18 protein-coding genes are annotated in these 24637 nt (G+C 50.0%); 6 read left to right on the forward strand and 12 right to left on the reverse strand.

What is annotated here, in order from left to right; genetic code table 11:
* Positions 1–15: 15 nt before the first annotated feature.
* Positions 16–1638 (reverse strand): amidohydrolase, encoded by a 1623-nt coding sequence (locus tag H8L47_RS20950; protein WP_230413844.1) that lies wholly within the window; start codon positions 1636–1638, stop codon positions 16–18.
* Positions 1639–2042: 404 nt separating this feature from the next.
* Here H8L47_RS20950 and H8L47_RS20955 point away from each other — a divergent pair, with 404 nt between their 5' ends.
* Positions 2043–3584, forward strand: coding sequence for a transglycosylase SLT domain-containing protein (locus tag H8L47_RS20955; RefSeq protein WP_230413845.1), 1542 nt, complete (start codon positions 2043–2045; stop codon positions 3582–3584).
* 83 nt (positions 3585–3667) lie between these two features.
* Here H8L47_RS20955 and H8L47_RS20960 read toward each other — a convergent pair whose 3' ends face one another.
* The 8 genes from H8L47_RS20960 to H8L47_RS20995 all read right to left on the reverse strand — a co-directional run bounded on the left by H8L47_RS20960 (position 3668) and on the right by H8L47_RS20995 (position 13218).
* On the reverse strand, positions 3668–4339 hold the full coding sequence (locus tag H8L47_RS20960) for an OmpW/AlkL family protein (protein WP_186955537.1): 672 nt from the start codon (positions 4337–4339) through the stop codon (positions 3668–3670).
* 14 nt (positions 4340–4353) lie between these two features.
* A complete protein-coding gene (locus tag H8L47_RS20965; protein ID WP_186955538.1) occupies positions 4354–5880 on the reverse strand; it encodes an alpha/beta hydrolase in 1527 nt (508 codons plus the stop codon).
* A 305-nt stretch (positions 5881–6185) separates the two neighbouring features.
* Positions 6186–9308 (reverse strand): efflux RND transporter permease subunit, encoded by a 3123-nt coding sequence (locus tag H8L47_RS20970; protein WP_230413846.1) that lies wholly within the window; start codon positions 9306–9308, stop codon positions 6186–6188.
* A gap of 9 nt (positions 9309–9317) precedes the next feature.
* The gene (locus H8L47_RS20975; RefSeq protein WP_186955540.1) at positions 9318–10499 is read right to left on the reverse strand and encodes an efflux RND transporter periplasmic adaptor subunit; all 1182 of its coding nucleotides are present in this window, start codon (positions 10497–10499) and stop codon (positions 9318–9320) included.
* 195 nt (positions 10500–10694) lie between these two features.
* On the reverse strand, positions 10695–11168 hold the full coding sequence (locus H8L47_RS20980) for a DoxX family protein (protein WP_186955541.1): 474 nt from the start codon (positions 11166–11168) through the stop codon (positions 10695–10697).
* A 51-nt stretch (positions 11169–11219) separates the two neighbouring features.
* Positions 11220–12017: an HvfC/BufC N-terminal domain-containing protein gene (locus tag H8L47_RS20985; protein WP_230413850.1), complete on the reverse strand. Its 798-nt coding sequence runs from the start codon at positions 12015–12017 to the stop codon at positions 11220–11222.
* A complete protein-coding gene (gene bufB / locus H8L47_RS20990) occupies positions 12017–12853 on the reverse strand; it encodes an MNIO family bufferin maturase (protein WP_329605477.1) in 837 nt (278 codons plus the stop codon). Before bufB ends, H8L47_RS20985 begins: the two co-directional genes overlap by 1 nt.
* A 110-nt stretch (positions 12854–12963) precedes the next feature.
* Complete coding sequence (locus H8L47_RS20995) at positions 12964–13218, reverse strand: BufA1 family periplasmic bufferin-type metallophore (RefSeq protein WP_186955544.1); 255 nt, start codon at positions 13216–13218, stop codon at positions 12964–12966.
* A gap of 234 nt (positions 13219–13452) precedes the next feature.
* On the opposite strand from H8L47_RS20995, the gene H8L47_RS21000 reads away from it, so the two are divergent.
* The gene (locus H8L47_RS21000) at positions 13453–13743 is read left to right on the forward strand and encodes a hypothetical protein (protein ID WP_186955545.1); all 291 of its coding nucleotides are present in this window, start codon (positions 13453–13455) and stop codon (positions 13741–13743) included.
* Positions 13744–13780: 37 nt separating this feature from the next.
* A complete protein-coding gene (locus H8L47_RS21005) occupies positions 13781–13999 on the forward strand; it encodes an RNA-binding S4 domain-containing protein (protein ID WP_186955546.1) in 219 nt (72 codons plus the stop codon).
* On the opposite strand, the gene H8L47_RS21010 is transcribed toward H8L47_RS21005, so the two are convergent.
* From H8L47_RS21010 to mobB, 3 genes are all read right to left on the reverse strand, one after another.
* Complete coding sequence (locus H8L47_RS21010; protein WP_186955547.1) at positions 13987–14427, reverse strand: hemerythrin domain-containing protein; 441 nt, start codon at positions 14425–14427, stop codon at positions 13987–13989. The genes H8L47_RS21005 and H8L47_RS21010 overlap by 13 nt on opposite strands.
* A 206-nt stretch (positions 14428–14633) precedes the next feature.
* Complete coding sequence (locus H8L47_RS21015; protein WP_186955548.1) at positions 14634–14834, reverse strand: YjfB family protein; 201 nt, start codon at positions 14832–14834, stop codon at positions 14634–14636.
* Positions 14835–14897: 63 nt separating this feature from the next.
* The gene (gene mobB / locus H8L47_RS21020; protein WP_186955549.1) at positions 14898–15428 is read right to left on the reverse strand and encodes a molybdopterin-guanine dinucleotide biosynthesis protein B; all 531 of its coding nucleotides are present in this window, start codon (positions 15426–15428) and stop codon (positions 14898–14900) included.
* A gap of 135 nt (positions 15429–15563) precedes the next feature.
* On the opposite strand from mobB, the gene H8L47_RS21025 reads away from it, so the two are divergent.
* The 3 genes from H8L47_RS21025 (at position 15564) to H8L47_RS21035 (ending at position 24635) form a co-directional block, all read left to right on the forward strand.
* Positions 15564–16688, forward strand: a complete 1125-nt coding sequence (locus H8L47_RS21025) for an ABC transporter substrate-binding protein (protein ID WP_186955550.1) — start codon at positions 15564–15566, stop codon at positions 16686–16688.
* A 187-nt stretch (positions 16689–16875) separates the two neighbouring features.
* Entirely contained in the window at positions 16876–17436 is a 561-nt protein-coding gene (locus H8L47_RS21030) for a porin family protein (protein ID WP_186955551.1), read from the forward strand.
* Between the two features lie 470 nt (positions 17437–17906).
* Entirely contained in the window at positions 17907–24635 is a 6729-nt protein-coding gene (locus tag H8L47_RS21035) for a DUF4347 domain-containing protein (protein ID WP_186955552.1), read from the forward strand.
* Positions 24636–24637: the final 2 nt, after the last annotated feature.

The raw sequence follows: 24637 nt of genomic DNA on the forward strand, positions 1-24637 counted from the left end.
TCATAAAAGCCGGGTTTATCTAGTGGCTGAATAAACCTGCTTGCCTGCTACCCAGGTTTGCAAGACCTTGATCTTGTAAATATCCTTGGCGGGCATATTCAGCATATCCTGGTCAATGAGGATAAAGTCTGCCCACTTGCCCGCCTCCAGTGTACCCAGAGTATTTTCTTGATGTGCAGCATAGGCAGCATCAAGGGTAAAGCAACGCAAGGCTTCCTGCACAGTCATTGCTTGATTGACATACCAGCCCTGCGCAGGTTTGCCTGCCATATCCTGACGGGTGACCGCTGCATGGACACCCCAGAATGGATTGGGAGATTCTATCGGGAAGTCTGAGCCACAGGCGATGCGTGAACCCTGCTGCAAGAAACTGCGCCAGGCGTAAGCCCCCTTGATACGCTCTGCCCCTACCCTGTCTTCAGCCATATTCATATCTGAAGTCGCATGAGTCGGCTGCATGGAGGGCAAGATCCCCAGTTGTTTGAAACGCGGAATATCATCCAGCGCCACGACTTGCGCATGCTCTATGCGATGGCGCAAGTTGGCAGATGTCGCTGGCAAGCGGGCAAAGCCGTCCAACATCTGGTGGTTACCGGCATCGCCTATCGCATGCACATTCACCTGATAGCCCTTGCTGGCAGCTTTTTCTATCATGGTGTGCATCTCATCTGTAGTTTTGAACAGCAGGCCATGGGTATGTGGCGCATCTGAATACGGTGCCATCAAGGCCGCGCCACGACTGCCTAGCGCACCATCAGCAAACAGTTTGACTGCACGCAGAGAATAAAAATCTTGTCCATACGTCAGTAAAGGGCCTTGCAGTGAGACCTTGTCGAAATAGCCATCGGTGCCACGTAACATGCCATAGATGCGTGTCGTCAACTTGCCCTTGTCTGCATATTCACGGAACAATTTATCGGCAGATTCTGAAACGCCAGCATCGTGCACACTGGTGACACCGACCTTTGCTAATTCCAACAAGGCCAGATCCAGGGCAGTTCTCTGCTCAGCATTCGATGCTGGCGGCACTACCTTGCTAACCAGACTCATGGCCGCATCAATGAGTATACCGGTGGGCTTACCGTGAGCATCTTTTTCTATTTTTCCGCCGCTAGGATCTGGTGTATTTTCAGTTATGCCTGCCAACTGCAAAGCCTTGCTATTCGCCCAACCGGCATGACCATCTACCCTTGATAGCCAGACTGGTCGATCTTTTACCACTGCATCAATTTCCTGCGCAGTTGGAAAGCGACCCAACTTCCAGTTAGCCTGATTCCATTCGCCACCGATGATCCATTGATTCAAGGGGAAGCGGCGCGCGTAGTCAGCAATTGTCTTTTGCGCTTCCGCCAGGTTGGCGGTGGCACGCAAACCCAGCTGCATCTGACTCGCGCCCAAACTAAGCACATGACCATGAGCATCGATCATGCCTGGCAATAAGGTTTTACCCCCACCATCCACACGCTTGGCCATGGGGAGCCTGGCGGCCAATTCTGCTGATTTTCCTGTTGCAATGATCTTGCCAGCATCATCAAAAGCCAGCGCTTGAAATTGCTGCAATTGTGTCCCAATCAGAGTGTAGCCAAGGACATTATCGATAATCGTATCGGCCGTTGCCATACCTGGACTCAAACTCATCATTACCAATGCCAAGTACTTCAATTTGGTGCACATAAATCAGGCCCGAAAAATAATGAAAGAAGATACATTGTATTTCAATATGCATGGGCAATTTAGATATAGCAAAGCACAACACAGACCTGACTTCATTGTTGTCATATGATAAAGCAGCATATTATTACCACAAAGAGAATGCATACTTAACAACCATTGAGCGATCTTGACGAATTTTTATATCAATTTAAATGAACTTAACATCACTTCCCACAAAGAAAAAGTGAAATCCTGGGACGTATCCATGTAACAGATGTAAAACTTGTCATATAACTGACATTTACCTTGACGCTGCAAACAGCACTTGCGTACACTCACACGATTCTGCAATCCACGTCGACCATGGTCGATTAGACAATTAATTGCCTATGAAACGATTCCGACTTAACGCACCAAGCATATTGACCGCCGCTTTACTAGCTAGCCTGGCTCCTCGAATGTGTCTTGCCGATGCCCCCGCTCCTGTTTTCGCCCTGGTCTCTGCACCAGAAACCACCAACTCAGCACAAGTTACCGCCAGTCAAGCAGTCAATCTGGAATTACCCGCTGACGTAGCCAATTTTGATTACACCGATAAAACAACAGATCTGTGGGAGCGAGTACGCGCAGGTTATGCCATACCCGATCTGGAAAACCAGCTGGTGGCAAATCAACTGGCCTGGTATGGCACACGCACAGAATATATTTTGCGTACAGTGCAACGAGGCTCCCGCTACCTCTATCATGTAGTGGAAGAGCTTGAAAAGCGCGGCATGCCGACTGAACTGGCCCTGCTACCATTCATAGAATCTGCATTTAATCCACAAGCGATTTCCACTGCTAAGGCAACTGGCATGTGGCAATTCATGGCGGCGACAGGTCGGGACTTCAACCTCAAGCAAACCATGTTCAAGGATGACAGACGTGGTGTGCTGGACTCCACCGATGCCGCCCTGAATTATCTGGAAAAACTGTATGGCATGTTCGGCGACTGGCAGCTGGCGCTGGCAGCCTACAACTGGGGCGAAGGATCAGTCCAGCGCGCGATCAAGAAACAACAGGCACTGGGCTTGCCGATAGACTTCCAGAGTCTGTCCGTGCATATGCCAAATGAAACTAAAAACTACCTGCCAAAGCTGCAGGCCGTCAAAAACATCATAGGCAATCCAGAGCAATTCAATCTAGCCCTGCCCAAGCTGAATAATCAACCCTACTTTGTCAGTGTTGAAAAGACCCGCGATATTGATGTACGTGTTGCAGCGCAACTGGCTGAGTTGCCCATGGATGAATTTACAGCACTGAATCCGCAATTCAGCCGCCCCGTCATTGCTGGCGGAAGTAACACCAAGATCCTGCTACCCACCGACAATGCTGCCCTGTTCAAAGAAAATCTGAATAAGTGGCAAGGCCCGCTTTCGAGCTGGTCTGCCCATACTGTTCAAAAGACCGAGCGCGTTGAAGCACTAGCGACCAAACTGGGACTCAAACCTGAAGTTGTGCGCGAAGTGAATTTCATTCCGGCAAAAATGATGGTCAAGGCAGGCTCGACCTTGCTGGTGCCAAAATCCTCGAAAACTCCAGACCATGACATCTCGTTGGAAATCGCAGAAAAAGCGCAGCTCGTCATAGAAAAAAATTCGACCCGCCAGGTCAGCTACAAGGTCAGCAAACACGATAACCTGGCTGGTATTGCCAAGCGCTTCCGCGTCAGCGTCGCAGAGTTAAAATCCTGGAATCAACTGAAACGTGACAGTGTTGCCAATGGCCAGACCTTGCGTATACAAACTCCTGTCGTCACGCGAGTAAATCAGACCAGCATCCTGGCAAGCACCCGTCGTGCAACAGCGCCCAAAATTGTTCGTCACACAGCCACACCGACACGCAATGGTAAAACCATCGTAGCAAACCTGAAGGCAACACGCTTCAAATAGCAGTCTTCTAGTTTTGTGCAGCACCAATAAGAAAAGGGGTTCCAATTTACATTGGAACCCCTTTTTACTTCTGAAGCAGCTTCTTAGAAACTGTAGCCCAGTGCCACGCAATAAACAACAGGACGGAAATCGATCGTCGTTTTACGTTCGATACTGCCAGTCGTCGCCGTCATGTCAGTTTTGACTTTGGCAGCTGCGATAGTGCCAGTGACCGACCAGCGTTCATTGAACTGATATTTTACGCCCATCTGACCAGCCAGACCTATCGAATCCTTCAAATCAATCTTGGTTGGTCCACCGGTTGCAATATTACCTATCGCAGTCGACTTCGCATCGAAGAACTGTGTGTAATTCAAACCAAGGCCTACAAAAGGACGCCAGCTATCAGTCGGCTTACCAAAACTGTAATTAACGAATAAAGTAGGTGCACGTTGTTTTACTTTGGAAATCACTCCGTAAGGCGCTAAAGTGCCGCGACCTACTACTTCGTGTTCTGGCGGGATACCCGCAACGAAATCTAATTCAAAATGATCATTGATACGGCGAGAGTAGCCCAAAGCCAGCGTGTTTGCGTTCTGAACCACCAAACCGGCTGGTTGTGGTGTCAGGAATGCGGGGCCATTGCTGGTAAAATCAGGTGATTCAGAATGCACCTGTACATTGATGAAACCGGCACGCACTGTATTTTCATAGGCATGCGCGGAGAGACAAGCCAGGCCGAACAAGGCACTGACGGCGAAATGAATTTTTTTCATGATGGCATCCTCTCTTATTTAGCCAAAACTTGCTGGAAGAAGGCGCGGGATGCGGCGTGACAGAACGGTGGAACCAGGGTGCCGTGATAAACAGCAGCAACCGCTGCTGCCGGGTCCTGCTTGGCAGCTAAGGCTGCATTAATCGTAGCTGTTTTGCTTTGACCAAACCCTACTTTTGCTGCGGCAAATGGATCAGCAGCACTCGTAGGCGAAGAATCCACATCCAGCACCGTCAACGCTGCTGCAGGCAAACCCTTGGCCTGGAAGAAGCCTGCTGTTGCCTGGGTGCTTGCAAAGAAGACCGTAGGGTCAGCATTACCGCCGCACAGGAAGACCGGCACATTAGGAACATAATTGCGCAAATCATTTTTCACGCCAGCCTTGCGGAAAGGATTGGCAGGCGTGCAGCTCAAAGGATCAGCTGGATTGACGTTACAAGGATTTTTCTGCGCATCGGCTAAATAAGCATTGCGATAGCTGGATTTGATCAGATTGCCGTCGCCAAAAAAAGCGCCGAATGCTGGAGAAGATGGGCCTGGCAATGAGTCCTTGGCAAACATCGCATATGCTGGCAACTTGCCGGTAGTGAACAATTCATTGAAAGTCAAAGCGCCTGGCAACAGAGACTCTATACCAGCAGCATATTTGTCTTCAAAGACTTCATTCGGACTAGTGTACAGACCACCATAGGATTTTTGCCAGCTGGATGTCAACAAAGGCAGGAACACTGTACCGCCTGCGTTGGGACTACCTGCAAAAGTTGCATCACCCAACAAGGACATTGCATAAGGACCGGACATGCCAGCCAATGCAGCTACCTTGAACTCTGATGCGTAGGTTGTTTGCATGGCGCGTTGGGTAGCCATGGCCACATGACCGCCCTGAGAATAACCACTGACCACCAGCTTGCCAGAATCCTGTGCGCCGATCGTAGCGAAAGCCTTACGTGCAGCACGCAGGGAATCAACCATATCATTGGCTTGTTGCTCTGCATTCAGGTAAGGATGATATGTCAGTGCAGAAGTGTCATAACCGGCATAATTAGGAGCAACGACGATGAAACCTTGCGCTGCGTACATGGCGGCCAACAAAGTAGACTCTGAGTTATCCCGTAGGTTTGCCATATTGAAGGATTTTTCTACTGTCGTCCCATGCGCATACAGAATGACAGGACGTGGGCCGGTACATGCTGGATCGCTGCCAGAAGGCACCATGATGGCACCGGTCGCGTCTGTCATTTCATTCGCACCGCCGACGGTGATGTACTTCATGTAATAAGTACTGATTTCGCATTTTGGCGCACCGGTAAGCTGTGTCAGACCAGGTTTGGCTGCATCCAGAGAAGCTTTGAAAACGACAGGGTCAAGCTTGGTCAATGCCGGGCCACTAGCCTGGGGGATAGGCACCAATACTGGTGGGTTGGCGACCAGCGTGCCGCGGGTAGGTGTATTGTCGATGACTGGACCAGCACTACCGCCACCACCGCAAGCCGATAAAACGGCAGCGGACAGCAAGCCCAGCGCTACATGAATTTGACGCATTGTTGTCTCCTGTTAAGTATTTTTATGCAAGTCAGTAGAACCCTCATAGCCATCTTTAAAAATGGAACGAGCGTTCTAAAACTCAGCAAGTAGTATGTCATTTACGCAATTTGCTGAATAGCTAAAACTACGCAACTAGAGTAAACACTCTTAAAAAATTTGTCTGAATTTGCCCCGGTTTTTTTCATGAGGGACAAATACAACATTCCTGAAAGTTCTGGGGAAAGATTAAATAATTTACGGCCTTTTTCCGGGCGGCAAGTATAACCTCTATTTACCAATGTGCAAGACTCAACACATAAATTTTAATGGCTCGCCGCCTTTGTTTTCACGGTAGCCGGGGTCAAGACTTTCTCTGACTCATCTTGAGCAAAATACGCTTTTGCCTTTTTGCCAAAGTTATCCAGATAAGTATAGGCGATCGGCACCACCAGCAAAGTCAGCAGCGTTGATGTGATGATGCCACCGATGACTGCTCTGCCCATGGGCGCTTGAGTCTCTGCGCCATCACTGATACCCATGGCCATCGGCATCATGCCAAATATCATCGCCAATGTTGTCATCATGATGGGACGCAAGCGCACCTGACCAGCGGCCAGCACGGCATCAAACTGGCTCATACCCTGTTTTTGCGCCTGATTGATAAAATCAACCAGCAAAATCGCATTTTTTGTCACCAGGCCCATCAGCATGATGAAACCGATGATGGAGAAAATATTCAGGGTGCTGCCCGTAATCAACAACGCCAGCAATACACCAATCAGGGAAAAAGGTAGCGCCGTCATGATGGCCAATGGTTGCAGGAAGCTGCCAAATTGCGAAGCCAGTATCAGGTAAATGAAGATGACTGCTATGCCAAGCGCAGCCACGGCAGCACTAAACGATTCTTGCATTTCCCGGGTCTGGCCACCAATATCAAAACGGTAGCCAGGTGGTAGTTCTATCGTTTTCACCAGATTTTGCACTTCAGTACCTACGTCGCCAGCAGGCCGTCCCTCTACGTTTGCATAAATCGCTGCCCTGCGCTGCAAGTCCTGGCGTTTGATGACGCGCGGACTGGTGCTAGGCAAGAATTGCACCACTTGACGCAAAGGCACCATCATTGGCTTACCATTCGCATCCAGCCTGCTACTGGCCAGTGAGAGCTCGGCCAGGTCAGAAATTTTTTGCCTGCCTGATTTAGGCAACTGCACATTGATTTCATAATTTTGCCCGTCTGGCGCCAGCCATTGGCCCAAAGTATCGCCGGCAACAAAGGGGCGCAAGGCTGCACCGATTTGCTGTACCGACAAACCCAGATCATTCGCCAATTCATTATTGACCTTGACCAGCACCGTCGGATTGGCCCCAGTCAGGCTACTCTCCAGATCGGTAATACCTTTGATAGTCGCCATTTTTTTCATGACGCCATCAATCACATTCTGCAATTTGTCAGCATCCGGCCCAAGTATGGCCACATAGATGGGCTTGTCAAAACCCACGGCCATTTCTATACCTGGTATGCTTTTCAAACGCTCGCGAATTTGCATCTCTATCTGTTTTTGAGATTTACGGTGAGAAACACGCTTCTCGCTGAGCTTCATATTAATTTCTGCGGCATTTCTCTCATTCTCTACGCCGACCGAGGTATTAATGGTCTCGATATCTTTCATCTCTTTAAGAATAGCTTCAACCTGTCGGGTTTTATCGTCCGTGTATTGCAGACTGGAGCCAACCGGAGTTTTCAGACTGATGGTGATCTGACCTTCGTCCGCCGCTGGTACAAATTCAGTACCGATCAAGGGCAGCAAAAAGAAGCTGCCGATAAACAAGGAAAATGCCAGCAACAAGGTGGTCTTACGTTTGCGTAAAACCACGTGCAATAATTTTCCATAAATCACATGTAGCTTCTCTATGCCATGCTCTATACCATCCATGAATTTCGCCAACCAAGGCAAACGCTTGAAGCGGTTATCTTCCGGTTCGCGCCATACTGATGACAGCATGGGGTCCAGAGTAAAACTGACAAACAGCGACACCAGCACAGCCACGGTAACCGTAATGCCAAACTGGAAAAAGAATTTACCGATCATGCCCTGCATGAAAGCCACGGGCACAAATACGGCAACAATGGCAAAGGTAGTGGCCGTAACAGCCAGGCCAATTTCATTTGTACCGTCTTCTGCTGCCTGCTTGTGTCCTTTTCCCATTCCGAGGTGGCGTACAATGTTTTCGCGTACCACAATCGCATCATCAATCAGCAAGCCTATGCAAAGGGACAAGGCCATCATGGTCAGGAAATTCAGGGTAAAACCAAAAACCTTGAGTGCAATGAAGGTAGCGATGACCGAAATAGGCAGGGTCAAACCAGTGATGATAGTACTGCGCCAGGAATGCAGGAACAGGAAGACAATCAGCACAGTCAGTCCTGCACCTTCAAGTATGGTTTCTTTCACACCATTAAGAGAGCGCTTGACAAAATCAGCATTGTTTTCACTAACTGTCATTTGCACATCTTTGGGTAAGCGTGTTTTGAGATCAGCAATCGCTTCAATGATACCGTCACCAACCTGGACGACATTGGCATCTTGTATCTTGCTGACTGCGATGGCGACCGACCTTTGCCCATTCACGCGTGAGATGGAGTATTCTTCTCTTTCACCATCCATCACCTCAGCAATCTGCTCCAGATAGACTGGCGCACCGGCACGGCGGGCAACAATGATTTTATTAAAACCACGCGTGTCCGCGATTTTTGCTTCCAGCCTGACTAGTTGATCTTGTGCGCCACGTGTAATCAAACCTGCAGGCATGTTTTGATTGGTACTTTGTATCGCTGCCAGGACTTCATTAACACCAATGTGATTTGCTGCCATACGGTCAGGCAAGAGCTTGACCTGAACCTGACGCACAACGGCACCACGCACATCCACCCGTCCCACACCTGGCACGCTCTGCAATTTCTTGACGATAATCTGATCTGTCATATTCGACAAATCACGCAAGCTACGCTCCCCAGAACTGACCGCCATTTGCACGATCGGACGACCATTTTCATTGCCACCCTTGACGATAAAAGGGTCTTTCACATCCTTAGGAAAGCTGGGGCGTATCTGGGCAACCTTGTCACGCACTTCCTGCAAGACCTTGTCGCCATTTACTGACAAATGAAACTCTATCCAGATGCCAGCACGACCTTCATACGAGCTGGCCATGATGCGCTTTACACCACTGATGGTATTGACGACATTTTCTACCGGCTTGGTGATATCGTTCTCGACAATCTCTGGCGAAGCCCCCGGATACATGACTTCCATCCAGACACCTGGCGACTCTACATTGGGCATATTTTCCAGGCCCAGGCCTTTGTAGGAAAAAATACCCAGCACCATCAGGCCGACCATCACCATGGTGGCGAAGACCGGGTTTTGTATACTAACTTTGGTCATCCACATGGCTTAACCTTTTGTCGCTGCATTTGCCGAAGGCATCTTTACCTTGCTACCGGCTTTGACACTATCGAGACGTGCAGAAATCACTACGGCCCCTGCTTCCAGCCCTTGCACGATCTGCACCCGTCCCTCATCTTCGCTAAGCAATCCCAGTTTGACGGTCTGCATCTTAACCAGATCGTTGACAATTTGATAGACCACGTCCGCACCATTCACTCGCCTAATCGCCGTCAGTGGCACAGTCGTGCTTGCAGCTGTTTTCTCCAGCACCAGTTTACCCTTGGCGAACATGCCGCCTTTCAACGCAGCGTCGGCATTGTCAACAGCGATATATACCATCAAGGAACGCGAACCAACCTCTGTAGCTGGATTAATACGCGCGACTTTACCCTCAAATTCGCGACCGCCATACCCATCAACGTGAAACAAGACTTTTTGCCCGGTCTTGACTCTGGGAATTTCACTGGCTGGCACTTGCGCTTCCAGAGTCAGGCGACTCAGATTGACGATGCTATACAACGCGGTATCTGGAGACACTTTTTCACCCGGCTGCACATAACGCTTGCTGATGACACCATCCAGCGGCGAGCGTACCTGCGTATCCGCCAGGGCCAATTGTGCGACCTGTTTTTGCGATAGCGCTGACTTCAGGCTGGCTTGTGCCAGTTCCAGGCCATTGTGGGTCGTGTCGTATGCGTTTTGTGAAATGTAATTTTGCTTTAGCAATGCTTCATTGGAGAGACGATTCTTTTGTGCCAAACCCAGTTTGGCTTGCGCTTCATCCACCGCCGCTTCCTGAGTCGTAAGTCGCGCATGTAAGTCATTAGCAGTAAAACGGGCGATGAGCTGGCCTTTTAGAACTGCGACGCCTTCCTGCAACGCAGCTTCTGCCACTTCTGCACTAACTTTGGCGCGTACAGTTACCTGACTTTCGGGAACCAGTGAACCAGAGATAGGTAATTGTGCCGACAATTCCTTGATCTCCGCACTGGCGATATCTGCCGTCGCCAACTCATAGACCACGTCTTTTTCGGTCAGTTTTTTTTCATTAGTACTGGCCTGCGCCGTAGTTTTACTGGAATAGGCAAACCACAGCGCGCCGGAAATTGCCAATACCGCAGCAGCAATAACAGGCGTGCGCCATAGTATTTTTCCTTGAGCATTACGGAAGTAAAGTTTGTTTTGCATGATGAACTTATTCAAGTGAGATTCTGCGCTATATCCGCTCTGCCGCCAGGCAGGCCAGACTTTGTTTTGCATTTGACAGGACTAATGATAATTAGTTCAACAAAGAGTGGCCACAAAAAAGGGCCTGGATTTGCCAGGCCCTGATTTTCTATACTCAATTTGCTACACAGTCTGCTCACTCAGCTTGATTGCTGTTCAGCTTCCTTGCTGCTTGCGCGCTTTTAACCATGCATCAAGTGACAATTTGCCGGGGCCAAAACTGACCAGTACCAGCAACAATATCCCCCAATAAAAATGCGCATCCACTGCTGCCGGACACTCCAGTTCAAACAACTGCGGGTAAGAAATGACGGCCATCAGGTTCACGGCAAACAAAGCCAAGGCAGCTGGGCGGGAAAATATTCCCAGCACCAGCAAGACTGGCAGAACCAACTCGCCCCCCGCCCCCATCCAGGCCGCTAGCTCTGGCGGAATGACAGGCACCATATATTCTTCGCGAAACAGTGACAGTGTGGATTGCCAATCGGCTATTTTTACAAGGCCAGCTTTAAAAAACTGCCAGCCAATATACAGCCGCAGTGCCAGGCTAAGGGCAGAACCGCCCCAGACGCTGAGCTTGTCATCAAAACGGGTGCTTAAGCCATGAAAGTATTGCAGGGTGTTATACATCAATATTCTCCAGTGATCTCCTGCATCTTAGTCAGCTTGCCGGGGGGTTCCTTACAGCTTATCTCCAGGAAATCTGAACTGGGCAAACAATCCCGCAGAAAACCAGGATTGCAGGCTGGCATTAATCGGAAAGTCTGCATCAGCCTCCAGGGCCAGTTCCAGCGCATCACCCAAGCTGCAGCCTTGCTGCAAAGCCCTTAATGCCAGCCAGCCAGCTTTATCTATTCTTTGCACTTCGACCAGCCACTGGCTTCTGGCAATCAGCGCAAAACTGACATGCCCGACGTCCTCAGGAAATCCCGATTCAGAATTTAACTGATGTGCTTCCCAGATCCCCACACTATCGCATGCCGAGTCATACAAACTGGCTGCCGGATGAAACGTCAATTGCATGGCCTGTACATCCTGCCCACAAGCAGAAATCGTCTGCAGCACTTCATGCAGACTGACGACCTCTGCATCAGCGGCATAGTAGGCAGCATGTGTCTGCCATTCCAGAGCAGCGACATCTGAAAAATAAGGATAATCCACTGCATCTGGTATCGTCTTCAGAAACTCAGGAAGTTTTTCGCCAAATTGGTTCAGGTCGCCAGATTCTGATGGATAGACACGGCCAAAGGCACGCGCCACTTGCTCGAAATATTCTTCACCCACTAATTGGTGCAGAACAGGATAGGCGTTCTTTAAAGCTGAAGTCCAGATGGCGGTCAGGTTTCCCCGATACAAAGCCAATCTGTCGTCCTGGTAGGGGTGCGTATTAAATAAGGCAGCAGCTTGTGCCACCCGGGACGGCTGCAACAATGCATGCGCAAATTGCTCTTGAATTTCTGCGAGCGTATGAAAAACCATCACGCAGCCACTCTACTTTGTGCAGTCGACGCTACCAGAATTTCCCTGGCCTTATGCGCCTCATTCAACAATACGGGCAAGTCCGGGATGGCTGTATCCCACTCTATCAACACTGGAATACCTGCGGGTAGGGTCTGCACTGCTTGTCTGAATAATTCCCAAACCGGGCCAGCCACCTGGCTGCCATGATCATCGACCAGGCAGATATCTGTCTGCAAGTGACCGGCAAGGTGTATTTCACCGATCGCGCCGACTGGCAAGCCTGCCATGATACTCAATGCCTGCTGTGCATCTTCACGATGGTTATGTTGATTCACATACAGATTGTTAATATCCATCAAGATACCGCAGCCAGTACGCTTGACCAGAGCAGCAAGAAATTCTGCTTCCGACATATCGTCCTGGACAAAGCGCAGATAAGTGGAGACGTTTTCTATTAACACCTGTCTTCGCAAGCGGCTCTGCAGCTCATCCACGCGCTGAACCACCAGATCAAGCGCGCTATGCATCAGTGGTAAAGGCAAGAGGTCATTCAAATGCCTGCCCGCAATAGCGCCCCAGCACAAGTGTTCAGAAACCAAAGCGGGTTCGGTACGTTCGATCAAACGCAGCAGGCGAGCAATATGGCGCTCAGAAAAGCCCTGAGCTGATCCCAGGCCCATGCCAACACCATGCAGGCTTAGAGGATAATCACGTCGCAAGGTTTGCAGTACATGCAAATCATAGCCGCCGTCACCAAAATAATTTTCTGAATGCACCTCCAGCCAGTCGGCAGGTGCTGGATCGATTGCAGATGCATGCAGAAAATCACGGTAGTGTGGAGTGCGCAAACCCACGCCTACCCCTTGCAGAGCAGACGTGGGTTGAGAATTTGTGCGAGCCGTATCAGTCAAAATAAATTAGTCGACATCAAACAACATAATATGGCTCCCTCAAAAAGAAATGCTCAGGATTTAGGTGAATCCAGTTTGCCACCCATTTTTTCGCATGAACCAGCCGGGACTTTTTTCCATTCCGCTGGATCATTGTCTTTTTTGGATTGTCCAGCGCAAGAATGGGAACCTGATTTAGTTGCGCAGTCATTTTGACCAGCCTTGGCAATGCCAAAGCATTTCTCTGTCTTGGCTGGCTCTGCGGCCATTGCCATGCTGGAACCCAACAAACCTGCCAGTGCGACTGCAACCATTGCTTTATTACTCATGTCTATCTCCTGTTAATTGATTAAATGTGCCACTCAGCAAAACATCCCACCTGGGAAAATGTGAAACTACAGCTTATAGTCGATGCAGATAAGGCAAACTTACAAAGTTTCTGAAAAATATTTTAAGTCGCGCTACCCACATAAACTTATACGTCCTGCATTTTCGATTGGATTCAAGCCGCGATCAGATTATCCTACTAGCTTATGATATTTTTTCAAGTTAAAAGTTTCTATATGCTCAAGTTCATCGAAGAATTGCAACAAAGCCTCCAGGATTTATCAGCAGAACAAATCAATATCACCCTCTTTTGTAAAATCTGGCGCGGTCAGACTAAATTGTTGATAGCCTTGCCGCCACAGTTTCGCGAAGTCATGGAAAATCTCTTGAGTCGACTTGAGTCAGGCAGCCTGTTTACTGAGGAAAGTTACTCTTTTAGCCAGACAGACTTGATTGCCCAGTTGAGAATGTGGCTGGATAAAGCAAAAGCAGCCGTCACTCGCCTACCACCTGGAGAAATAGTGTAAGCTGCGTGCCTTTTATTGCAGCATCAAAGGGATTTATATGCAAAACCCGAGTTTTAGCCTGGAAGGCGAATATGTAGAACTCAACCAGTTATTGAAACTGGTTGGTCTGTGCGAGAGTGGCGGCGCTGGCAAAATGATTGTTGCCAGCGGTGACGTCAGTGTGGATGGTGAACAGGAATTGCGCAAGACTGCAAAAATCCGTGCTGGACAGGTCGTCAGCCTGGGCGATATAGAAATCCGGGTTCAGGCTGGCTGAGTTTGCACAGCATTGACAGTAGCATCGGCAAGCTTTTCCGGATTGCTTGCCATGAAGCGAGCCAGCATATTATCCATGGTATCGACATGGTGCTCGAACCATAATGGCAACTCTTCAGCCAGGCGCGTCGCCAAATCAGCTTCACCCAACTCCACCCTGCGCCTGACTTCCTGCATGACTTCCAACACAGCCTCATGTTCTTGTCTGTGGCAACCAGCTGGAGGGAAGGCGGTTTCCGCCATCCACTGATTTTCTTGTTCGAAATGGGCGATAGAATGCACGATCAGTGCATCCAGCCTGGCCAGAAAGGTAGCAGGATTATCTTCAGACAAGGCCGCACAGAGCTCCACAAACTCTTTGTGAGTATCGTCCATAGGTTCATAGCTGAGGCTAAGGCGTTCTGACCAGCCCCAAGAATTTTGTTCCATACTGAAATCCTGATATTAAGAGAGCGAATAGGCGAGATTATCGCTGATAGGCAAACAACTTGCTTGCGTTAAATCAGCCTGCCATCGCAAAGAAATCAAAAGGAACCCAGAGAAACCCAAGAACAAAAAAGCGCGCCAACAGCGCGCTTCCTGAAATTTTTGTTTGAATATCTACTTACCAAATACCTGAAAGGCAAACAACAAAATCACGCAGTGGTATTGATATTTCTACCCAGATTAGGTGGTAAATTGGCAATAGACTTATTATCTGGTATAGCCTCTATCAGTGCCGTTGCACTTTCAGCCGAAATATCGATGGCTTTTTTCAGCACCGCAATACTTACAGCCTGACTGGTACCCACATCAGCCAATGTTGTTGCCGCGTTGGCAATACCGGTTACGTCCATGACATTTCTCCTTATCCGTCTACATCAATTAACGACTGCTTTTGAGAAGTCTTTAGGAATATTTCAGATTTTTTTGAAAATCTTGTTTTGCATCGCAGCAACTATCCACTCCAGCACCAGCTGCGGCTGATTCAAGTCCAGCCATTGCAAACCAGGTCGCAAATTTGTCGGGGCTGGAGCGTCGGAAGCGACCAGCAAGACATGGCCATCTTCAGGATAAATAGCTGATTTACCAAGAGATGGCCGAAAGACTTCAATTTTTGGCATGGCTTCCCACTTATATCCTTCTACTAGCGTCAAATCTGCTGGCGAGAGACGTGTCAAGAGTTCATCCAGCGATGGTTCAGCCTGTTGTCGCAGCTCATGCGCAATCACATATCGATAAGGCGACACCAGCAATACCTCCTGAGCGCCAGCAAGACGCAAACGTGAACTGTCTTTTTGTGGTGGCTCGATGATGACATCGTGATGACTATGTTTGACCACGTTGATCTTGTGGCCTGTTAATGTCAATTCGGTAACCAGATATTCAAGCAAGCTGGTTTTGCCACTACCTGACCATCCTATGACACCCAATATTTGTCCAGTCGCCACTACAAAACCCTCCCATCTACAGAACCGAATATAAACATATAACTTACAAATATTAGCCAGCTGAAAGCCGCGTCATTCCATAGTCATAATTAAATGTAACAATTGTTACATTGCAATATTTCAAAGGTAATCAGTATGTTTTCCCTAGTCAGACTCTGGACTTTCTGCTTTGCCCTGCTATGCAGTCTATTTGCTTTGAATGTACAAGCCCAAGGGAACACCATCGTCGTTGGACAGGCTATCGACTTGTCCGGACCGAATGGTAGCATTGGCCGTGACTATGTGGCAGGTATCACCACTTACTTTGATAGCATCAATGTGAATGGTGGAGTGGGTGGCAAACGGATTAAGTATCTGGTACGTGATGATCAGGGCAATCCTGCACAATCAGCTCTAGCAATCAGCGACTTACTGGAAAAAGACAAGGCAGACTACCTGCTGGGTGGCATTGGATCTGCCGTGACTGACGCAGTACTGGGCAGCGCCAAGTTTGCGCAGAGCGGGCTGACTTTATTTGCCCCCCTGATTGCCTCAGTCAAGACCTACAATTCCCGTGTCTTGTTCTGGCGTCCAAGCCCGGAACAAGAAATGCAGTATATTTTCTCGTACTTCGATAAACTTGGCATCAAAAGCGTAGGTATTGCTTATCAGGAAAATGCCTTGAATCAGGACATGTATCAATACGTCGTCGCAGAGTTGCGCAAGCGCAATATGCTCATGAACGGCCTGGTGCGCATCGGCACTTCTGCAACTGATATGGAAAGAGAATCAGCCATCCTGGCCAAATCCAATCCTGGCATCGTCATTGCCATTGCAGATACCCTGGGCACAGGCATATTTCTGAAAGAATTCAGAAAACAGGCACCGCGCACCTTTGTGGCTGGCATGTCATTGATTAACCTGGAAACCCTGGCTGAAGTTGCAGGACCCAAGGCATTGGAGTGGACGGTTTTTTCACAGGTGGTACCAAATCCCCTGAGCAAAAAATCCCTGGTACAGATAGATCATAGCAATATGATGAAAAAATTCAGGGATGAAGACTTGTCTGCACTGACCTTTGAAGGTTTCATGGTAGCAAAGACACTGGTCAAAGCCATACAGACCGGCAAACCAGGACGCGATGCCTTGCAAGCCCTTGCTGCACAGAAGAGCGTCATCGATCTGGGCGGCGTCACCCTTGCTCCTTCAGACACTACACATCGCATGTCCAATTATGTTGATATGGCGCTTTTCAGAAAAGGTGGCGGCTTACTATTTTAAATGCAACAAATTGCTTTCCATGCATACATATCGAAAACTGTATGTATGATTGGAAATCAAATAAGGTTTTTTGACATTTTGATGATTTTAGAATAAAATTTTGCACTGCAACATCAGAATTTCACATTTGTTTGTTTGACATATGAAGAAATCACTGTTGCTCTATCTAAAATCAATCAGGTACAACATGTTAAATAAAAAAATTATCGCCGCTGCTCTGGCAATCTCTGGTCTGTTCGCTGGCGCTACAGCAAGTGCACAAGTTTATGTTGGTGCTACAGTTGGTCAAGCTCGCTGGAATATGGACTGTGCTGGCACAAGCAGCTGCAAAACTAATGACACATCCTTCAATATCCTGGGTGGTTACAATCTGAATTCCAACTGGGGTGTAGAAGCAAGTTACTACTCTCTGGGCACAGTCAAAGCAAGCGCCGGTGGTCTGTCTGCAGAACTGAAAGCGACTGGCATCGATCTGGCTGGCGTATACCGTGCGCAATTGAATACCAACTGGGGTGTGTTCACTAAACTGGGCCTGGCCTACTCCAAAGGCGAAGCAACTGCTTCCTTCGGCAACCTGCGTGGCTCCACAAGCGAGAATTCTGCGCAAGTTATGGCTGGCGTAGGCGTGACTTATGCATTCACTCCTAATTTTGCAGCTCGCGCTGAAATCACTACACGTAAAGTTGATTTCGTTGGTTCAAGCGGCAACATCACAAATCTGAATGTAGGCGTTCAAGCTGCATTCTGATTTTGCGCTTGACTTGACCAGTTTTGGCTCAAGTTAAAGCTCAATAAGCAGGGCTTATGCAAAATATTCCAACGCAAGGAGCTGGCAATGGTTATACCAATTGCTGCACCAGGGTTGCACGGGTTTTGCATAGGCCCTTTTATTTCCAGTCCAGGCTTTGCAAGTACATACTCAGCACCTGCCAACTCTTCAAGCAGATATCAATATCTAACGACCTTATCGCCTGAGTAAAGTTCGTTTTTTAATATTCCCCATCCTCTACTTAGTATCCTGACTAGCCTGATTCTTAGTCACAAGCTCCCTTCTCTTACGAAGCCCTTACGGCAACTATTTACAATTCGCAATTTGCTTGCCTGATTGTCAGTTCTGTCGCTTTGCTTTCAGCAACATCATACAGCTCATGAAATGGTGCCCCGCTATCTCATTGCTGCCATGCCTGCATTTGTTTCCTATCCAAGAAATTGCTCACCATGACCCTGTTCCCCCATACCAATTCGCAAGAGGAAAAAACTGGCGTTGACCCGCAATTGCCTACCCAATTGTCAATGCCCCTGGCTACTTCAAATGCAATGGCTTCTGCGCTAAACATTGATCAACATTTACAGTCAGCAGTTGTGCAAAAGTCCATGATTTTCATCGATAGCCGCTTGCCTGACTTCCAGCAAATCGTTGATGCCGTCAAGCCCGGTTCGACGATCGTGGTGCTGGACAAAGACCAGGATGGCGTACAGCAGATTGCCGATGCACTCAAAAATCACAAAAATGTGGACTCCATCTCCATCATCTCGCATGGTGACGAAGGCGTCATGCTACTGGGTAGCGCCGTTTTGCACGCGGGCAACATGGCAGCTTATCAAAGTCAACTGCAATCCATAGGCGCATCCGTGAAGCCAGGTGGAGACCTTTTGCTGTATGGCTGCAATGTAGGTGCTGGCACTAATGGGCAAAGCTTTATCAAAGACCTGGCAGCGATAACTGGAGCTGATGTGGCGGCATCCACAAATGACACCGGGACTGCAGGGCGTGCTGGTGACTGGGTACTGGAAATTTCTACCAATAGCATAGCAAACACTTCATCAGTTCTGGATACACAAAAGCTGGCAAACTGGAATCATCTGGCAGCAACCCTGTCGGCATCTGACCTGGCCAGCCTGCAGGCTGCCATGGCAACCGCGAATTCCAACGGTGCCGATGACATTTTGACACTGACCAGTGATATTCTATTTACGTCAAGCAGTAACACGATCAACATCGCCGCTGATTCTGGGCATTCTCTCACTGTCATTGGCAGCAAGAACAATGCAGGCGGGGTAGTCACCATTGATGCAGGGAATTTAACACGCGTTATTGATGTCTCCACAGGAGCGACGGCAACACTGCAAAACCTGACCATCACCAATGGCCTGGCAGTTGGAAACGGTGGAGATAATACGGGCAACCTGGAGGGGCCTGGCAGAGCCGGTCTTGATGGCGCAGGCGGCGGGATACGCAATGCTGGTACTTTAACCATCAGCAACAGTACGATCACTGCCAACAAAGCGTCAGGCGGTGGTGGTACAGGTGGTGGTTACCCCAAAGGAGGCGGCGGCGGCGGCGGTGGTGGCTATGGTGCTGGCTTGGGTGGCATTGGCGGAATGGACCGGATTGGCGAAGCACCCACAGCACCAAGTGCTGGTCATGGGGGTAACGGCTCTGGCACATCTGGCGGGCAACGTGGCGGTTACGGCGGCAGTACCACGGGCGGTGCGGGCGGCGGCGCGCACGTGCAGTTTCTCGGTTCATCCTATACATTGGGAGGTGCGGGAGCGTCGGCAAGCAACGGCGCGATCTCTATTGGTGGTGGCGGTGGCGGAAGTGGCGGCATTTATGTTGGAGGTACCGGCGGCAATGCGGTTGGCGGTATCTTTAACAGCGGGACATTAAGGATAACAAGTAGCGTCATCACCAATAACCTTGCTGCCGGAGGTGGTGGCGGTGGCGGCGCAGCTTCCAACTATACAAATCACGGCAACGGTGGTCCTGGCGGAAACGGCATAGGTGGTATCTGGTCAACCGGCACCCTATTGATGGATACAGCATCAGTCGCCAGTTTAAGTACTGGAAACAAAGGTGCTGGTGGCTTTGGCGGCACCGCTTCGGGAACTGGCAATATTGCTGGCACCAATGGCAGCAGTATTGATGCCAGTTTGGGCACGATTACTGCCTATAGTACCCCCGCGACTGTGAATATAGCTTTGTCCAAACCCACCCTGAAGGCTGGCGATACGCAAGATGTGACATTTACATTCTCCGAAGCCGTCTCTGACTTTGGAACCGCCGATATCTATATTGCCAACGGCATACTTTCAGGCTTGCAAACCGCCGACAACATCACTTTCACAGCAACTTTTACACCGAATACCAATTTTGAAAGCGCCAGCAACGTCATTTCAGTCAATTTGCCTGGTACCTATAATTCGACTCATACGCCCGGCGTAGGCATCACCAGCAGCAGCAATTTCATTGTAGACACCAAGACGCCAACACTTATCATCAGCAGCAACGTCAGCACTCTCAAAGCTGGCGAAACGGCGACAATTAGCTTCGCCTTCAGCGAAGTTCCAACTGGTTTTACTGCGGTTGACATTTCGGTTGCAGGCGGTAGTTTAGGCAGTCTCAATGGTACAGGCACAACGCGCACTGCGATATTCACACCAGACCCGGCAACCAATGCCAGCACAGCCAGCATCACCGTTGCGTCAGGCACCTATACCGATGCGGCAGGTAATAGCGGTGGTGGTGGCAACAGCCCTGCGCTGACTTTTGACACGGGCATACCTGCTGTCAACGCGGTCAGCGTACCGGCAAATGCAAACTATGCAACCGCACAAAATTTGAACTTCACCGTCAACTTTAGTGAAGCCGTGACGTTGACTGGCACACCCAGCTTACCCGTCACACTGGATACGGGTGGAACAGTTGCCGCTACTTATATCAGTGGCAGCGGCAGCAGCTCACTTCTATTTGGCTATACCATCGTTGATGGCAATCAGGACAGCAACGGTATTTCTGTCGGCGGCAGCGTCGCCCTCAATGGCGGTACCATCAAAGATGGTGCAGGCAATAATGCTGCTCTTAACTTGAATGGAATAGCCAGCACAGCCGCAGTCAATGTTGATGGCATTGCCCCTGCAGTCAGCACTGTCACAGTTCCCGCCAACGCCATTTATGCGCCTGGACAAGGCCTGAATTTTACGGTTAATTTTAATGAAGTCGTCAACGTTACGGGAACACCAACTATTCCAGTGACGCTCGATACCGGTGGCACCGTAGCAGCTTCTTACGTGAGCGGAAGTGGCACTTCCGCACTCGTATTCAGCTATACGGTTGTCAGCGGCAACCTAGATACCAATGGCATCAGTCTGGGTAGCAGTATTACTTTGAACAGTGGCAGCATCAAAGACACTGTAGGAAATAATGCTGCTCTCATTCTGAATAGTGTCGGCAGCACGAATGCTGTCATGGTGGACGGCGTAGCCCCAACTATCAGTACTGTCGCAGTTCCCGCCAACGCCACCTATGCGCCTGGACAAGGCCTGGATTTTGCGGTTAATTTTAATGAAATCGTCAACGTTACAGGAACACCAACCATTCCAGTAACGCTCGATACCGGTGGTACTGTAGCGGCTACTTATGTGAGTGGAAGTGGCACTTCCGCACTTGTATTCCGTTATACGGTTGCCAGCGGTAACCTTGATGCCAATGGCATCAGTCTGGGTAGCAGTATTGCTTTGAATAGTGGCAGCATCAAAGACACTGTAGGAAATAATGCTGTTCTCAATCTGAATGGTGTCAGCAGTACGACTTCTGTCTTGGTTGACGGCGTTGCGCCTACCATCACCAGCATCAACCGTGCGTCAGCCAGCCCCAGCAACAGCAGCTTTGTTGATTTCCAGGTCAATTTCTCGGAGAACCTGGCAAATGGTGGATTGGACATTTCCGATTTTGCGCTGGTAACGACAGGCACAGCCAGCGGAAACATTGCGTCACTATCAGGCCCAATTGGCAACGTCTGGACCGTACGGGTTAACACTGTCAGTGGTGACGGCACCTTAAGGCTGGATTTCAAGAACAGCGGCACTGGTGTCACCGACATTGCTGGCAATGCCATCGTTGGCGGGCATACTGGCGACCAGTTCTATACACTGGACAACAGTGGCCCTCTGGTAACGAATGTCAGCTCCAGCGCAGCAAATACCACCTATGCCGCAGGCACAGTCATACCGATCACCATCACCTTCAATGAAACCGTCAATGTCACCGGGACACCTCAACTGACAATGGAAACTGGCACCATAGATCGGGTAACTAATTATGTCAGCGGTTCGGGCACTAACACGATCACCTTTAATTACACCGTACAGGTAGGTGATGTCAGCGCCGACCTCGATTACCAGAACAGTACTGCTTTGCGGTTGAATGGCGGTACTATCAAGGATTCGCTGGGCAATAATGCCACATTGACGCTGGCTGCGCCCGGTGCGGCCAATTCGCTCGGCAGCAACAAAGCCATCGCCATTTATACTAATTCCCTCCCCGTCATCGGCGGTGTTGTCGCGGGCCAGACAGTCATAGAAACCACCACGGTTTCTCCTTTTACCGGTGTCACCATCACCGATCCGGATGTAGGTGCTTCCGAAACCATCATCATCAGCCTCGATACCGCCGCCAAAGGAGCCTTTACTGCCGCCTCTCTGGCAGCCACAGGTTTCTCAACCGCCGATGGCGGTCTGACCTATACCCATGCAGCCGGTACCCCGGCTGCCGTTGAGGCCGCCATCCGTGGCCTGGTATTCCAGCCAGCGGCGGGCCGTGTCCCTGTGGGCGGCACAGAAACCACGACGTTTACCATCAGCGCCAATGATGGTATTGCTTCTGCAGTACTGAACAACACCACCACCGTGATTGCCACAGGTGTCAATGCGGCTCCGACCAATATCACGCTGTCGAATGCGGCTGTACAGCAGGGCTCTGCTGACAATACGACGGTTGGTACGCTGACTGCGGTTGATCCTAATCCGGGTGACACGGCAGCGTTCACCCTGGTAACAGGCAATGGCACGAATGATAAGGACAATAGCAAGTTCACTATCTCAGGCAATAGCCTGGTGGCAAAGAACCCTGTGGGCATGACACCGGGTAATTACAGTGTCTTTGTGCGCGCCACCGATGCCTTGGGTGCTGCCTATGAGAAGAGTTTTACTATCGCTGTTGGCGATAATGTTGCGCCTGTTGCTACCGGTATTACCCGTATCCAGCCTGAGAACACCAGTCTGGGTACGATAGAGTACAAAGTGAGCTTCAGTGAAGCGGTGACGGGTGTGAATGCGGCAGCCTTTGCCCTGGCCACTACAGGCACTGCGGCAGGCACCATCAGCAGCGTCACCCAGCTTGACCCTTCTACCTATAGCGTCAGGATCACGGGCCTGACAGGTGATGGTACCCTGGGCCTCAATCTCAAGGGCAGTGGCACAGGCATTGTGGATACGTCCAGTCTGCCACTCAATGGCGGCTTTACCGGGCAGTTGTATCAGGTAGACCATACCGCGCCGACAACGGGCATAGGCTCTGTCCGTCTGTCGAATGATGATGGTGTCAGCGCTACTGACTTCATCACCACCATCAGCGACCAGACCATCTCGGGCAGCCTCACTGCTGACCTGGCAGTCGGCGGAACCGTCCAGGTCTCGCTCGACAATGGTACTAGCTGGATCAATGCGCTGGCGACCGTGGGTAGCGCCGCATGGACTTTACCGAATCAATTACTTTCTGGCAGCAGCACCCTCAAGGTCAGGGTGGCCGATCTGGGGGGTAATAGTGGTGCGACGTTCTCGCAAGCCTATAGCATCAACCCTAACACTGACAATCCTGGCACGAGCGGCTCGGATGCGGATGGCGATGGCACCCTGCAGTGGGTAGAAGCAGAAGTACCGAATCTGCTGGGATCCGGCAATGGTGATGGTAATGGTGACGGCATACCGGATCAATCGCAGAAGAATGTCAGTTCGCTGTTTTGGCATAACAATACGACAGCGAATAACCATTATGTGACGCTGGCGAATAATAACTTCCTGTCACAAACCAATGTGAACACCACGGTAGCGCCAGCGACACTGCCAGCAGAACCGGGCTTGCAATATGGCATGATCACCACCCAGCTGACTGGCCTGGCAGCAGGTCAGGAAACCACGATGTCGCTGTACACCGATGCGATGGGGCCAGTGAATGGTTACTGGGTGCAAGACAAGGCTGGCACCTGGACGAATATCGCGACGAATATTGCGACAGTAAACGGCAAGCTGAAAGTGGACTTCAAGATCACGGACGGCGGACTCTTTGATGCAGACGGCAAGGTCGATGGCAAGATTACTCTCAATGGTGGTCTGGGCTTTAAAACTACGGTGCCGACCAACCCAAGTACTTCTTTGCCGGGCGACAAGGATAGTGATGGCATCCCGGATGCGATCGAAGCGAAGGTCGGTACCAAACTCGATGTCAAAGACAATGATGTCTTGCACCGTTCTGACTTGTTTGCCATGCAGCTCTACCGCGATGTACTGTTCCGTGAGGCTGATACAGCAGGCGTGCAGTACTGGCAACAGCAAATCGACAGTGGGAAGATGAGCCGGGCGCAGGTGGCGGCGTCGTTCATGGAGTCGGCAGAATTCCAGAGTGGCAACGGTGGTATCACGCGTCTGTACTTTGGAGCCTTTGACCGTTTGCCTGACCGTGAGGGCCTGGCTTACTGGATGCAGGCGCAAAAGGACGGCATGAACCTCTCCAAGATCAGTTCTTCCTTTGTATCGAGTGCAGAGTTCCAGAAGACTTACGGGGCGCTGGATAATACGGCCTTTGTGGACCGTGTCTATCAGAATGTCTTGCACCGCAGTTCAGATGCAGCAGGCAAAGCCTACTGGCTGGGGCAACTGGGGAGTGGCCTCTCCAGGGGCGATATGCTGGCAGGCTTTACGGAATCGACGGAGTTCAAGGCGAATTCGCAATCCAAAGTATCGCTGACGCTGGATTACATCGGTCTCTTGGGTCGTGCACCAGATCAGGCGACGTTTGATGCACTGCTGGCGCAGTCAGGTACAGATGTGGTCACGCTGATCGGGCAGTTTATTAATTCGCCAGAATATCTGGCGAGGTTTATGGCTTGATT

Origin of the sequence: Undibacterium umbellatum, from assembly GCF_014284125.1 — a bacterium.
In the GTDB taxonomy this organism is placed as follows: domain Bacteria; phylum Pseudomonadota; class Gammaproteobacteria; order Burkholderiales; family Burkholderiaceae_D; genus Undibacterium; species Undibacterium umbellatum.

Bases quoted from the DNA above. Each gene is read 5' to 3' on its own strand.
- H8L47_RS20980 (WP_186955541.1), bottom strand. From the start codon at position 11,168: ATGTATAACACCCTGCAATACTTTCATGGCTTAAGCACCCGTTTTGAT.
- H8L47_RS20955 (WP_230413845.1), top strand. From the start codon at position 2,043: ATGAAACGATTCCGACTTAACGCACCAAGCATATTGACCGCCGCTTTA.
- H8L47_RS20950 (WP_230413844.1), bottom strand. From the start codon at position 1,638: ATGAGTTTGAGTCCAGGTATGGCAACGGCCGATACGATTATCGATAAT.
- H8L47_RS21015 (WP_186955548.1), bottom strand. From the start codon at position 14,834: ATGGACGTAACCGGTATTGCCAACGCGGCAACAACATTGGCTGATGTG.
- H8L47_RS20965 (WP_186955538.1), bottom strand. From the start codon at position 5,880: ATGCGTCAAATTCATGTAGCGCTGGGCTTGCTGTCCGCTGCCGTTTTA.
- H8L47_RS20960 (WP_186955537.1), bottom strand. From the start codon at position 4,339: ATGAAAAAAATTCATTTCGCCGTCAGTGCCTTGTTCGGCCTGGCTTGT.
- H8L47_RS21005 (WP_186955546.1), top strand. From the start codon at position 13,781: ATGCAAAACCCGAGTTTTAGCCTGGAAGGCGAATATGTAGAACTCAAC.
- H8L47_RS20985 (WP_230413850.1), bottom strand. From the start codon at position 12,017: ATGGTTTTTCATACGCTCGCAGAAATTCAAGAGCAATTTGCGCATGCA.
- H8L47_RS21025 (WP_186955550.1), top strand. From the start codon at position 15,564: ATGTTTTCCCTAGTCAGACTCTGGACTTTCTGCTTTGCCCTGCTATGC.
- H8L47_RS21030 (WP_186955551.1), top strand. From the start codon at position 16,876: ATGTTAAATAAAAAAATTATCGCCGCTGCTCTGGCAATCTCTGGTCTG.
- H8L47_RS20970 (WP_230413846.1), bottom strand. From the start codon at position 9,308: ATGACCAAAGTTAGTATACAAAACCCGGTCTTCGCCACCATGGTGATG.
- H8L47_RS21035 (WP_186955552.1), top strand. From the start codon at position 17,907: ATGACCCTGTTCCCCCATACCAATTCGCAAGAGGAAAAAACTGGCGTT.
- H8L47_RS21000 (WP_186955545.1), top strand. From the start codon at position 13,453: ATGCTCAAGTTCATCGAAGAATTGCAACAAAGCCTCCAGGATTTATCA.
- H8L47_RS20975 (WP_186955540.1), bottom strand. From the start codon at position 10,499: ATGCAAAACAAACTTTACTTCCGTAATGCTCAAGGAAAAATACTATGG.
- H8L47_RS21010 (WP_186955547.1), bottom strand. From the start codon at position 14,427: ATGGAACAAAATTCTTGGGGCTGGTCAGAACGCCTTAGCCTCAGCTAT.
- H8L47_RS20995 (WP_186955544.1), bottom strand. From the start codon at position 13,218: ATGAGTAATAAAGCAATGGTTGCAGTCGCACTGGCAGGTTTGTTGGGT.